14 protein-coding genes are annotated in these 12757 nt (G+C 71.5%); 7 read left to right on the top strand and 7 right to left on the bottom strand.

The annotated features are described in order from the left end of the window. Positions 1–81: 81 nt before the first annotated feature. From B277_RS09345 to B277_RS09330, 4 genes are all read left to right on the top strand, one after another. Positions 82–1731: a nitrite/sulfite reductase gene (locus tag B277_RS09345; protein WP_007927552.1), complete on the top strand. Its 1650-nt coding sequence runs from the start codon at positions 82–84 to the stop codon at positions 1729–1731. Further along, complete coding sequence (locus tag B277_RS09340) at positions 1728–2468, top strand: phosphoadenylyl-sulfate reductase (protein WP_007927551.1); 741 nt, start codon at positions 1728–1730, stop codon at positions 2466–2468. The genes B277_RS09345 and B277_RS09340 overlap by 4 nt, the downstream gene beginning before the upstream one ends. Before the next feature lie 25 nt (positions 2469–2493). Beyond that, complete coding sequence (locus B277_RS15990; RefSeq protein WP_007927550.1) at positions 2494–3141, top strand: sirohydrochlorin chelatase; 648 nt, start codon at positions 2494–2496, stop codon at positions 3139–3141. 87 nt (positions 3142–3228) lie between these two features. After that, positions 3229–5118: an ABC transporter ATP-binding protein gene (locus B277_RS09330; RefSeq protein ID WP_007927549.1), complete on the top strand. Its 1890-nt coding sequence runs from the start codon at positions 3229–3231 to the stop codon at positions 5116–5118. Between the two features lie 4 nt (positions 5119–5122). Here B277_RS09330 and B277_RS09325 read toward each other — a convergent pair whose 3' ends face one another. The 3 genes from B277_RS09325 to B277_RS09315 are packed head-to-tail and all read right to left on the bottom strand — an operon-like array spanning position 5123 to position 6389. After that, positions 5123–5899 carry an SURF1 family cytochrome oxidase biogenesis protein gene (locus B277_RS09325; RefSeq protein WP_007927548.1) on the bottom strand — a complete coding sequence of 259 codons (777 nt, stop codon included), beginning with the start codon at positions 5897–5899 and terminating at the stop codon, positions 5123–5125. Next, a complete protein-coding gene (locus B277_RS09320; RefSeq protein ID WP_040881269.1) occupies positions 5899–6114 on the bottom strand; it encodes a hypothetical protein in 216 nt (71 codons plus the stop codon). The genes B277_RS09325 and B277_RS09320 overlap by 1 nt, the downstream gene beginning before the upstream one ends. Beyond that, positions 6114–6389: a DUF3099 domain-containing protein gene (locus B277_RS09315; RefSeq protein ID WP_040881283.1), complete on the bottom strand. Its 276-nt coding sequence runs from the start codon at positions 6387–6389 to the stop codon at positions 6114–6116. The genes B277_RS09320 and B277_RS09315 overlap by 1 nt, the downstream gene beginning before the upstream one ends. A gap of 131 nt (positions 6390–6520) precedes the next feature. Between B277_RS09315 and fabG the strand changes: the two genes are divergently transcribed. Then, positions 6521–7231: a 3-oxoacyl-ACP reductase FabG gene (gene fabG / locus B277_RS09310; RefSeq protein WP_007927545.1), complete on the top strand. Its 711-nt coding sequence runs from the start codon at positions 6521–6523 to the stop codon at positions 7229–7231. Between the two features lie 28 nt (positions 7232–7259). Then, positions 7260–8015 (top strand): enoyl-ACP reductase FabI, encoded by a 756-nt coding sequence (gene fabI, locus B277_RS09305; RefSeq protein ID WP_007927544.1) that lies wholly within the window; start codon positions 7260–7262, stop codon positions 8013–8015. 211 nt (positions 8016–8226) lie between these two features. Here fabI and serB read toward each other — a convergent pair whose 3' ends face one another. Further along, positions 8227–8952, bottom strand: a complete 726-nt coding sequence (serB, locus tag B277_RS09300; RefSeq protein ID WP_007927543.1) for a phosphoserine phosphatase SerB — start codon at positions 8950–8952, stop codon at positions 8227–8229. 10 nt (positions 8953–8962) lie between these two features. After that, entirely contained in the window at positions 8963–10210 is a 1248-nt protein-coding gene (gene glgC, locus B277_RS09295; RefSeq protein ID WP_007927542.1) for a glucose-1-phosphate adenylyltransferase, read from the bottom strand. A gap of 67 nt (positions 10211–10277) precedes the next feature. Between glgC and glgA the strand changes: the two genes are divergently transcribed. Then, entirely contained in the window at positions 10278–11468 is a 1191-nt protein-coding gene (glgA, locus tag B277_RS09290) for a glycogen synthase (RefSeq protein WP_040881282.1), read from the top strand. Here the strand turns inward: glgA and B277_RS09285 are convergent. Together B277_RS09285 and B277_RS09280 are read right to left on the bottom strand one after the other, a co-directional pair. Continuing rightward, positions 11441–11983, bottom strand: coding sequence for a GNAT family N-acetyltransferase (locus B277_RS09285; protein ID WP_040881281.1), 543 nt, complete (start codon positions 11981–11983; stop codon positions 11441–11443). The two genes, glgA and B277_RS09285, sit on opposite strands and share 28 nt — an antisense overlap. Then, complete coding sequence (locus B277_RS09280; RefSeq protein WP_007927539.1) at positions 11983–12738, bottom strand: hypothetical protein; 756 nt, start codon at positions 12736–12738, stop codon at positions 11983–11985. Before B277_RS09280 ends, B277_RS09285 begins: the two co-directional genes overlap by 1 nt. Positions 12739–12757 lie beyond the last annotated feature (19 nt).

Below are 12757 nucleotides of genomic sequence, written 5' to 3'. Positions count from 1 at the left end.
GCGGCGGCACCGCCAGCACGTGAGACACATAACCGTGGGTTATGTGATCCATAAGTACGCCCGTAGGATGGGAGGGTGACTGTGACGACCCGCCCCACCCGCACGAAGTCCACCGGTGCCTGGGCCGACGGCGACCGGACCCCGCTGAACCACAACGAGGAGTTCAAGCAGGAGGACGACGCGCTCAACGTGCGCGCGCGGATCGAGGACGTGTACGCCCAGGGCGGCTTCGGCTCGATCTCTCCGGACGACCTGTCCGGCCGCTTCCGCTGGTGGGGTCTGTACACCCAGCGCAAGCAGGGGCTCGACGGTACGCACACCGGCGAGGACGGCCTCGACGACGAGTACTTCATGATGCGCGTGCGCAGCGACGGCGGCCGGATGAGCACCGAGCAGCTGCGCACCGTCGCAGGCATCAGCACCGAGTTCGCCCGTGACACGGCCGACGTGTCCGACCGGCAAAACATCCAGCTCCACTGGATCCGCATCGAGGACGTCCCCGAGATCTGGCGTCGTCTCGAGTCGGTCGGTCTGTCGACGACCGAGGCCTGCGGCGACTGCCCGCGGACCATGCTCGGCTCGCCGGTCGCGGGCATCGACAAGGCGGAGATCGTCGACGGCACGCCGGCCATCGACATCATCAAGCGGGAGTACATCGGCAGCCCCGAGTTCTCCAACCTCCCGCGCAAGTACAAGACGGCGATCTCGGGCTCGCCGGTCCTCGACATCGCCCACGAGATCAACGACATCTCCTTCGTCGGTGTCGAGCACCCGGAGCACGGGCCCGGGTTCGACGTGTGGGTCGGCGGTGGCCTGTCGGTCAAGCCGATCTTCGCCCAGCGCCTCGGCGTGTGGGTGCCGCTCGAGGACGTCCCGGCCGTCTGGCACGGGGTCACCTCGATCTTCCGCGACCACGGCTACCGGCGTCTGCGCAACAAGGCCCGTCTGAAGTTCCTCATGGCCGACTGGGGCGCCGAGAAGTTCCGCCAGGTCCTCGAGGACGACTACCTCGGCCGCCGTCTCGTCGACGGGCCCGAGGCCGTCGCGCCGAAGGGGAGCCGCCGCGACCACGTCGGCATCCACGAGCAGGTCGACGGTCGGGTCTGGGTCGGCGCCGCGCCGATCGCCGGCCGCATGACCGGCACGAAGCTCACCCGTCTCGCCGACCTCGCCGAGGCCGCGGGGTCGCAGCGGATCCGCTTCACCCCGCACCAGAAGGTCCTCGTCCTCGACGTCGAGCCGGACAAGGCCGACGCCCTCGCGGCCGACCTCAAGGAGATCGACCTCGACGTGCACCCCAGCGAGTGGCGCCGCAACGTCCTCGCCTGCACTGGTCTCGAGTTCTGCAAGCTCGCCCTGACCGACACCAAGAACCGCGCCCGGTGGACCGTCGAGGAGCTCGAGAAGCGCCTGACCATCGACGTGCCCTTCAGCATCCACTTCAACGGCTGCCCCAACAGCTGCGCCCGCAGCCAGGTCGCCGACGTCGGCCTCAAGGGCATGCTCGACAAGCGCGAGGACGGCACCCACCAGGAGGTCTTCCAGGTCCACCTCGGTGGCGCCCTGGCCGAGGACACCGCCCTGGCCCGCAAGACCCGCGCGCTCAAGGTCGCCGGTGACGACCTGCCGGACTACATCGAGCGCCTCGCCCGCACCTACCTCGCCCAGCGGGACGAAGGGGAGTCCTTCGCCCTGTGGGTGCGCCGAGCCGACGAGGACGACATCCGATGAGCACGCTTCTCGACACCGACCGCCTGCGTGAGCTCGCCCGTGAGGGGGAGGAGCGCTTCACCGCTCTCGAGGCGGAGCTCGGCGGGACCCACGAGGGCCGGGTCGAGATCGGTCGGCAGGCGCTGCAGTGGGCCCACGAGACCTTCGGCGAGGGGCTGACCGTCGCCAGCTCGATGGGTGACGAGGTGCTCGTCCACCTCGTCGGCACGACGCTCGACGGGGCGGACGTGTTCTTCCTCGACACCGGCTACCACTTCGCCGAGACCCTCGGCACCCGCGACGCCTACGAGGCGATGCTGCCGATCAGCATCCGCACGATCTACCCGAAGCTCACGGTCGCCGAGCAGGACGCCGAGCACGGGCCGAAGCTGCACGACCGCGACCCCAACCTGTGCTGCGCGATGCGCAAGGTCGAGCCGCTCAACCGGGCGCTCGAGGAGCACGATGCCTGGGTCACCGGCATGCGTCGCGAGGACGCGCCGACCCGCACCGACATCACCGTCGTCGGGTGGGACGAGCGTCGCGGCATGGTCAAGCTCAACCCCATCGCCGGCTGGACCCAGGACGACGTCGACCGGTACGCCGCCGAGCAGTCGGTCTTCCTCAACCCCCTTCGCCAGAGCGGCTACGCCTCGATCGGTTGCGCCCCCTGCACGCGGCCCGTCGCCGAGGGCGAGGACGCTCGCGCCGGTCGCTGGTCGGGCACCGACAAGGTGGAGTGCGGACTGCACACGTGACGCATTTCCCTAGGGAGATGCGGTCATGACGACGGTCCTGCTGGCCCACGGCTCGCCGGACCCGCGGCACTCCACGACCCTGGAGCGGCTGCGCGCCAGGGTCGCCGGCCCCTTGGCGGACGAGGGGCGCGGCGAGACCCACCTCGTCTACATCGAGAACGACCACCCGCGCCCCGAAGAGCTCGGGCCGCGGATCGCCGACGACCTCACCGTCGTCCCGATGCTCATCACGCCGGCCTTCCACGCCCGGGTCGACGTACCCGCCGCCGTGCGGGCACTGGGCGCGGGCGGTGGACGGGCCCGGGTCACCAGCGCCCTGGGCGGGCACCCGCTGCTGCTCACCGCCGTCGAGGAGAGCCTGCGCGCTGCGGGCCATGACGAAGGGAGCCACGTCCTCCTCGTCGCCGGCGGGTCGAGCTCCGGTCAGGCGGGACAAAGCCTCCGCACCCTCCTCGACGCGCACCCGCGCCCCGGGTGGATGACGATGACGCTCGCCGCGCCCCGCGCGGGCGCCACCCGCGACCGGGTCGTCGTCCCGGCCACGCTCGCCGAGGGGGTCCTCCACGACAAGGTGGCCGCCCTCGCCGCTGCCGGGGGATCCCCCTTCGTCCCCGGCGGGCTCGCCGACACGTCGGCCCTCGCGCGTCTCGTCCTGCACCGCGTGCTGGGCTGAGGCTCCGGCCACGACTTTGGATGCGCGGGGAATCGACCGTGGTGCACGGTGGTTGTCGTCCCGGGACGACACGAGGAGCGCACACCGATGATGAACAGCGCATGGGGGCTCATGCAGTCGATGAGCCACGGCGACCAGGCCAGGGCGACGCCACTGCCGCGCGGCACCGCACGACGGGTGCTCGGCTACGCCCGCCCCTTCCGAGGACTCATCGCCGGCTTCCTCCTGCTCGTCGCCCTCGGGTCGCTGACCGTCGTCGCCGTGCCACTGCTGCTCCAGCGACTCATCGACGACGGCGTCACGCCCCAGGACCGCAGCGTCGTGGTGACGCTCGCCCTGCTCGTGGCGCTCATCGCCCTCGTCGAGGCGGCGACCACCCTGGTCCAGCGCTGGTTTTCCGCGAGCATCGGCGAGGGGCTCATCCACCACCTGCGCACCGAGGTCTTCACCCACGTCCTGCGCCAGCCCATCGCCTTCTTCACCCGGGCCCAGACCGGCGCCCTCGTCAGCCGGCTCAACAACGACGTCATCGGTGCCCAGCAGGCCTTCACGACGGTCCTGTCGTCCGTCGTCAGCAATGTCATCTCGCTCGTGCTCATCCTCGGGGCGATGTTTGCCCTGTCGTGGCAGCTGACGCTCGCAGCGCTGGTCCTCGTCCCCTTCTTCATCCTCCCGGCGAAGTGGATGGGGCGGCGCCTGGCCTCGCTGTCCGCCGAGCAGATGAACCTCAACGCCGACCTCGGCAACCAGATGACCGAGCGCTTCAACGTCGCCGGTGCGCTGCTCGTCAAGATCTTCGGCCAACCCGCCCGCGAGATCGCCCAGTACGACCAGCGCGCCGCCCGGGTGCGGGACATCGGTGTGCGGATCGCGGTCAACCGGGCCGTCTTCTTCGTCATGCTCACGCTGCTCGCGTCCATCGCGACGGCGATGGTCTACGGCTTCGGCGGGATCATGGCCGTCGAGGGAACGCTGACCGTCGGGACCCTGCTCGCCCTCGCCGCCCTGCTCGCCCGGCTCTACGGACCGCTCACGGCGATCTCCAACGTCCACGTCGACATCCTCACCGCACTCGTCTCCTTCGCCCGCCTCTTCGAGCTGCTCGACATGCCATCGAGCATCAGCGAGTCCCCGGACGCGCGACCGCTGCCCGAGGGGCAGGCCCTGTCCGTCGAGCTCGACGACGTGCACTTCACCTACCCCGGCGCCGAGGCGATCTCGCTGCGGTCCCTCGAGGGAGCCACGACCGGTGACCGGGAGGAGGGTGGCCCGGTGCTCCGGGGGGTCAGCCTGCGTGCCGAGCCCGGGCAGCTCGTCGCCCTCGTCGGCCCGAGCGGTGCGGGCAAGAGCACGATCACCTCGCTCGTCACCCGCTTCTACGACCCGACATCCGGTGCCGTGCGGATCGGCGGTCGCGACCTGCGCGAGGCCACCCTCGAGTCGGTCGGCGCGACGGTCGGGATGGTCACCCAGGAGGCGCACCTCTTCCACGACACCCTGCGAGCCAACCTCGCCTACGCCAAGCCGGAGGCCACCGAGGAGGAGATGTGGGCGGCTCTCGAGGCGGCCCGCATCGCCCACCTCGTGCACACCCTGCCGGCCGGGCTCGACACCGTCGTCGGTGACCGCGGGCACCGGCTCTCGGGCGGGGAGAAGCAGCGCTTCGCCATCGCCCGACTGCTGCTCAAGTCGCCGGCCGTGCTCATCCTCGACGAGGCCACCGCCCACCTCGACAGCGAGTCGGAGGTCGCCGTCCAGCGAGCCCTCGACACCGCTCTGCAGGGCCGCACCGCGATCGTCATCGCCCACCGGCTCTCGACGATCCGGGCCGCCGACCAGATCCTCGTCGTCGACGACGGACGTGTCGTCGAGCAGGGCACCCACACCGATCTGCTCGCGGCAGGTGGTCTCTACGCGACCCTCTACACGACGCAGTACGACGGGGGAGCGGCCGAGCGGGCCGAGGTCGTCGGCTGACCGGTCAGCCGTCCTCCTCGTCCCAGATCCGCACCTTCTTGGGGCGGGGCGTGCGCTCCGTGCCGGAGCCCTCGAGCGACTCGCGACGCAGCGCGAGGACGAGGAAGGCCCAGAAGGCGGGGATCGCCAGCCACCACTGGATCGCATACGCCATGTGCGGGCCGGTGTCGGTGTCCGGCACCTCGAGCGGGTCCGGGCGGTCGACCTCTGGGTCCTCGGACTGCAGCGCCAGGTAGCCGCCGAGCAGTCGTCCGTCGACCTGGCCCGCGACCTCGTCGAGGTTGATGCTCGCGAGCTGGCCCTCGGGCATGTCGCGGCCGAGGCTCCGCTCACCGAGGCGGACCCAGCCGGTGACGTCGACCGTGCCGGTCGGTGCCGGAGGGACCTCCGGGGCGACATCCGCCCCCTTCGGGCTGTTGGGGACCCACCCACGGTCGACGACGACGACCTCGCCCCCGGCCAGACGAAGGGGGACGAGCACCTCGTACCCGTACGTGCCGTCGAGCGGGCGGTTGCGCACGAGCAGCTGCTCGTCGGTGAGGTACGTGCCCTGCGCCGTCACCCGGGTCCACTCGACGTCGACCGGGGCCGGCTGCTCGCTGAGGACCTCGGTGACCGGCAACGGAGCGGCGGAGTAGTGCGACTCGATCCGCTCGGCCCGCGCCGAGCGGTCCTCGTACTTGCCCCACTGCCACTGGCCGAGCAGCACGAAGGCGACCGACGCGACGACGGCGAGGGCGAACCACCCGAGCCACCTCGGGGTGAGGGCCAGCCGCAGCATCAGCCGGCGTCGGCAGGGATGTTGGCGACGGCGCAGGTCTCGACGGGGAATCCGCGGACCGCGAGGTGCTCGCGCAGGTGCTCCTCGTGCTCGTCGCAGGCGAGCCAGACCTTGCGGCGGGACTCGTCGTGGATGCGGGGGTTGCGCCACAGCACCGCGCGGGTCGCCGTGGCCTTGCAGGCCTTGCGGCTGCAGATCAGCTCGTCGACCGTCATCACGAACCCAGCTGTCGTCGGTGGTCGGTCACGGCCTGGAAGCTGTCGTCGGCACCACGCGGCCGCACGGCGTTGACGAGCACGACGGCGACGTAGGGGAGGACGACGGCCAGGGCCACGCACACCCACCTCAGCCAGCCCTCGAAGAAGTACGCGCCGACGAAGCAGACGGTCCGCAGCGCCATCGTTGCGAGGTACTGGCGCATCCGACCGGCCTGCTCCTCCTGGAGCGAGATCGGGGCGGTCGTCACCGACGGGACGGACGTGTGGGGCACCTCCTCAGCGTACGCCGCGCACCCGGCCGCCCCGTCCACGGGGCGAGCCCGGTACCGCGTACCCGGCGGTAGTGATCTAGCGTGCGTCACGACGTGACCTGACCCACACCGCACCGACGAAGGGAGCTTCGATGACGTCGCGACGCGTGCTCGTCACCGGGGGCAACCGAGGGATCGGCGAGGCCATCGCCCGCCGCATGCAGTCCGACGGCCACCGGGTCGTCGTCACCTCGCGCTCTGGGGACCCCGTCGACGGACTGGACGTCGTGGCCTGCGAGATCACCGACAGCGACTCGGTCGATCAGGCCTTCTCGGCCGCCACCGAGCTGCTCGGCGGTGACGTCGAGGTGCTCGTCGCCAATGCCGGCATCACCAAGGACACCCTGCTCATGCGGATGTCCGACGACGACTTCTCGAGCGTCGTCGACACCAACCTCCACGGCACCTTCCGCTGCGTGCGACGCGCGGCCACGCCCATGGTCAAGGCGCGCTTCGGTCGGGTCGTGCTGCTGTCCAGCGTCGTCGGCCTCTACGGCTCGCCGGGGCAGGCCAACTACGCCGCCTCCAAGGCGGGCCTGGTCGGCATCGCCCGGTCGATGACGCGAGAGCTCGGAGCCCGCGGCATCACGGCCAACGTCGTGGCCCCCGGCTTCATCGAGACGGACATGACCGCCGAGCTGCCCGACAAGACCAAGGCGGAGTACCAGGCCGCCATCCCCGCCCGCCGCTACGGGCAGGCCGACGAGGTCGCCGCCGCGATCTCCTTCCTCGTCTCCGACGAGGCCGCGTACATCTCCGGCGCCGTCATCCCGGTCGACGGCGGCCTCGGCATGGGTCACTGACCCGCACCCTCCCTCCGAAAGGCAGCAGATGCTCACCGGCAAGACCTTCCTCATCACCGGCGTCCTCATGGAGTCGTCGATCGCCTTCCACGTCGCCAAGATCGCGCAGGAGCAGGGTGCCCAGGTCATCCTCACCAGCTTCGGTCGGACGATGAAGATCACCCGCACCATCGCCAAGCGCCTGCCGCAGGAGGCACCGGTCATCGAGCTCGACGTGACGAGCGAGGAGGACCTCGCGGCCCTCGCCGACCGCATCGGCGAGCACGCCGAACGACTCGACGGCGTGCTGCACTCGATCGGCTTCGCGCCCGAGGGCGCCTTCACCTTCCTCGACGCGACGTGGGAGGACGTCGGCACCGCCGTGCACGTCTCGGCCTACTCGCTCAAGGCGCTGGCCGTCGCGGCGCTGCCCCGCATGACCCAGGGCGGCTCGATCGTCGGTCTGACCTTCGACGCGAGCTACGCCTGGCCGGTCTACGACTGGATGGGCGTGGCCAAGGCCGCCTTCGAGTCGACCAACCGGTACCTCGCCCGCGACCTCGGCCCGAAGGGGGTCCGCTGCAACCTCGTCGCCGCCGGCCCGATCCGCACGACGGCGGCGAAGTCGATCCCCGGCTTCGAGCAGTTCGAGGAGACGTGGGACGACCGCGCCCCCGTGGGCTGGGACGTGGGCGACCCGGTGCCGACCGCCAAGGCCTGCACGATGCTGCTCTCCGACTGGTTCCCTGCGACGACCGGCGAGATCCTGCACGTCGACGGCGGCGTGCACGCGATGGGGGTCTGACCTCCCTTCGTCCGCGGCCGGTCGACTCACGTTCCCTGAGGAGGCCGTCCGCGGCCGTCTCGAAGGGGTCGGACGTCGGGCGAAGGGAGACGTCGGCACCCGCCGACGTCCTTCGTCGGCGTGTGGGCGCCTGATCGTTCTCGACGTCGGCTTGATGTGTGCCGACATCTCCCTTCGCACTCCGCAGCGCGAACTGCCGTCCGCCGCGCGGTCAGGCGAGGGGGTGGCCGCCCTCGTCGTCGGGCTGGGGGACCGGGGTGACGCCGAGCAGGTCGAGGACCTGGCGCAGGTCGGGCTCGTCGATCGCGACGTCGGCCTGCTCGCGCACGGTGGGCTTGGCGCAGAAGGCGATGCCGACCTGTGCGGCCGCCATCATGTCGAGGTCGTTGGCGCCGTCGCCGACGGCCACGGTGCGGTCCATGTCCACCCCGGAGGCGGCAGCGAGCCGGGTGATGAAGTCGGCCTTGGCCGCGCGGTCGACGACCTCGCCGAGGACCTTGCCGGTGAGCCGTCCGTCGACGATCTCGAGGTGGTTGGCGCGGGCGGTCGGGATGCCGAGTTCGCGGGCGAGGTCGTCGACGATCTCGGTGAAGCCGCCGCTCACCAGACCCACGACGTGACCCGCCTCGACGAGGCTGCTCACGAGGGTGCGGGCACCGGGGGTGAGCCGCACGGCGGCACGGACCCGGTCGAGCACCTCGACCGAGAGGCCCTCGAGGGTGGCGACGCGTGCGTGCAGGCTCCCCGCGAAGTCCAGCTCGCCACGCATGGCCGCCTCCGTCACAGCGGCCACCTCGTCGCGGGTGCCGGCGTGCTCGGCGATGAGCTCGATGACCTCGTCGAGGATCAGGGTGCTGTCGACGTCCATGACGAGGACGAGCGGTCCTTCGCCGGGCAGGTCGACGGGAGTGAGGGCTGGCCCGGAGCTGGAGGTCATGCGCCGCAGTCTATTTCGCGTCGAAGACGTGGCCCTTGCCGACCACGGTGATGCCGGACTCGGTGACGAGCAGGCCGCGGGCGAGGTCCTCTTCGCGGTCGTGACCGAGCCGGATGCCCTCGGGTAGCCGGACACCCTTGTCGACGATGACGCGGTGCAGGTCGGCGTGCCGCCCGACGTCGACGCCGTCGAGCAGCACGCTGTCGCGCACGTGCGAGTAGCTGTGCACGAAGACCCCGGGGGAGAGGACGGAGTTGTCGACGTGGCCGCCCGAGACGACGACGCCGGGGGAGACGATCGAGTTCGTCGCGCCGCCGGCCCGCTCGTCGTCGGCGTGGACGAACTTCGCCGGTGGGTACGGGCCGTGGTGGGTGTTGATCGGCCAGCTGTAGTTGTAGAGGTTGAAGACCGGGTGGATCGACGTCAGGTCGAGGTGGGCGTCGAAGTAGCTGTCGATCGTGCCGACGTCGCGCCAGTACCCCCGGTCGCGGTCGGTCGAGCCCGGCACCGTGTTGTCGGCGAAGTCGTAGGCGTGGGCGCTGCCGCGCGCGACGAAGTCGGGCACGATGTCGCCGCCCATGTCGTGCCGGCTGTCGGCCTCGGCGTCGCGCTTGACGGCGTCCATGAGGGCGTCCGCCGTGAAGGCGTAGTTGCCCATCGACGCGTAGACCTCGTGCGGTGCGTCGGGCAGGCCGACGGGGTCCGTGGGCTTCTCGCGGAAGGCGGTGATCCGCCGACCGTCGGCGCCGACCTCCATGACCCCGAACTGGTCCGCTGTGCCGATCGGCTGGCGGATCGCGGCCACCGTGCACTCAGCCCCGGTGTCGAGGTGCTGCTCCACCATGTCGGAGAAGTCCATGCGGTAGACGTGGTCCGCACCGACGACCACGACGAGGTCCGGCCGCTCGTCGGTGATCGCGTTGAGCGACTGGTAGATCGCGTCGGCGCTGCCGGTGTACCAGCTCTTGCCCCGCCGCTGCTGGGCGGGGATGGGGGCGACGTAGTGGCCGAGGGGTGAGGCCAGCCGCCAGGCCTGGCTCACGTGGCGGTCGAGGCTGTGCGACTTGTACTGGGTGAGGACGATGACCTTGGCGTAGCCGGAGTTGACGACATTGCTCAGGGCGAAGTCGACGAGTCGGTAGATCCCGCCGAAGGGGACTGCGGGCTTCGCGCGGTCGGTGGTGAGCGGCATGAGCCGCTTGCCCTCACCTCCGGCGAGGACGATCGCCAGGACCTTGGGCTGACCTCTGCGGACCATGGTGCCCAACCTAGTCCGTGGACGGGTGCGGCGTCCTCCCTTCGCCCTAGTCTGTGGTCGTGCGCGTCTGGCAGTCCTCAGCAAGGAATACCCACCGGCGGTCTACGGCGGGGCGGGGGTGCACGTCGCGGAGCTGACCCGGGCGTTGCGGGCCCGCGGTGACACCGACGTGCGGGTCCGGTGCTTCGGCGACCCCCGGGACGAAGGGGGGACCACCGGTTATCCCGATCCCGCCGGTCTGGCGGGGGCCAACCCGGCCCTCGTGACGATGGGCGTCGACCTGGCGATGGCCGCCGACTGCGTCGGGGCCGACCTCGTGCACAGCCACACCTGGTACGCCAACTTCGCCGGGCACACCGCGGCCCTGCTGCACGGCGTGCCGCACGTCGTGTCGGCGCACAGCCTCGAGCCGCTGCGACCGTGGAAGGCCGAGCAGCTCGGCGGTGGCTACGCGCTCTCCTCGTGGGTGGAGCGCACCGCCTACGAGGCGGCCGCCGGGGTCATCGCGGTGAGCCACGGGATGCGCGCGGACATCCTGCGCAGCTATCCCACCATCGACCCAGACCGGGTCCACGTGGTGCACAACGGCATCGACGCCGACCTGTGGCGGGCGACGCCCGACCCCGACGTCGTGCGCCGCCACGGGATCGACCCGGACGCACCGTCCGTCGTCTTCGTCGGGCGGATCACCCGGCAAAAGGGGCTGCCACACCTGCTCCGCGCCGTGCGGGACCTGCCGCCCGAGGTGCAGGTCGTGCTGTGCGCCGGAGCGCCCGACACCCCGGAGATCCTCGCCGAGGTCGAGGCCCTCGTCGACGACCTGCGCCGCACCCGCCAGGGTGTCGTGTGGATCCAGGAGATGCTGCCCCGGGCGGAGGTCATCGCGGTCCTGTCGGCTGCGACCGTCTTCGCCTGCCCGTCGGTCTACGAGCCGCTCGGCATCGTCAACCTCGAGGCGATGGCCTGCGAGCTGCCGGTCGTCGCGACGGCGACCGGGGGCATCCCCGAGGTGGTCGACGACGGCGTCACCGGCTGGCTCGTGCCCATCGACCAGGTCGACGACGGGACCGGTGCGCCGGTCGACGCGGCGGCCTTCGAGGCCGACCTCGCCGCCGCGCTCACCGAGGCCGTGGCGGATCCGGAGCAGGCCCGGCAGCGGGGGCTCGCCGGTCGCGAGCGGGCCGTCGAGCACTTTTCGTGGACGAGCATCGGCGACCGGACGATGGCCGTCTACGAGGGTGTGCTGGCCTCGGGCTGATCCGCCGCAAGCCGCTGCGCACGCGTGATCTCGGTGATCACCTCGCCGAGATCGGCGCCGAGCAGCGGCTCCTCCCACTCACGGACCTCGATGCGCACCTCCCGCATGCCGAGGCGGCGCATGACCCCTCGCGAGCCGGCGTTGACGACCATCGTCTCCGCCCGGACCACCTGGAGCCGAGTGTCGGCAAAGCCATCGTCCAGGACGGCCCGAGCGCCCTCGACAGCGAGCCCCTGACGCCACCACCGACGGGCCAGGCGGTACCCGAGCTCGGCGGTCTCGCCCCCTTCGTCCGGCCACAGCGCCCACCACCCGACGGGGCGCTCGCCCAGGTCCCCGACCCACATGGGGCCGGGGACCCGTGGGCTCCAGTGGGCCAGAGCCTCTTCGCGGGTCCGCGCACGCGGCTGCAGGTGTCGCAGCACCGCGGCGTCGCCGTCGAGGTCCGCGAGGAAGGGCAGGTTCTCGGGGCCGATCGGGTCCAGCCGCAGCCGGCGGGTCCGCAGAGTGCGCATCAGCGCACCGGGACCCACCCGGCGAGCTGGGCGCAGGCCGCATTGGTCGCGTCGGCGAGGCTGTGCTCGCAGACCCTGGCCAATCGGCGCAACGCGCGGCTGCGGGTGTCGTCGTGGGCGGCGGTGACGGCGCCGGAGGCGGTGAGCCCGACCTCGGCCGCCACGGCGATCGTCCCGGCCAGCCCGATGACCTTGCGAGCCCGCTCCGGGAGGTCGGGCGGCAGCGCCCAGTCGGTGCCGAGACGCTCGTCGACGAGGTCACGGGCAAGGTCGTCCGCCCACGGCGTGCCGCGGATGTCGTCGAGCTCGTCGATCGAGGCGAGCAGCTGTCGCCGCAGGTGCCGCTCGAGCTGGGAGGGCTCGAGGGCCTCGATGCGGTGGGGCGGTACGGGGTCGGCGTCGTGGGTCATCCAGTCGATGCGCAGTCCCTGCGCGCCCGCCGAGCCGAAGGTCGAGATGCTCGGGACGAGCAGGCCGCCGAGGCCGGCCACGTAGAGGGCTTCGCCGGCCTCTGCTGCTGCGTCGGCGGCGATCGGACCGCAGCGGGGCAGGCTGCCGAGGTCACCGGGAGCCGGGAGGGCGACGAGGAGGGCGGCTTCGCCGAGGTCGCGCCAGATGCGGACCTGCTCGACGAGTCCCTCGGTGTGGTCGACGTCGGGGAGGGCACGCTCGACGGCGTCGGTGAGGGTCGTGCCGCCGGACCAGGCATGCGTGACCCACAGGGCGACACGGACGGAGGCGGGCAGCTCGGGCATCTGCACGATGCTAGTTGCT

This window comes from Janibacter hoylei PVAS-1 (assembly GCF_000297495.1).
Lineage (GTDB): Bacteria > Actinomycetota > Actinomycetes > Actinomycetales > Dermatophilaceae > Janibacter > Janibacter hoylei.
This window is presented reverse-complemented; position numbering and strand designations above follow the sequence as displayed.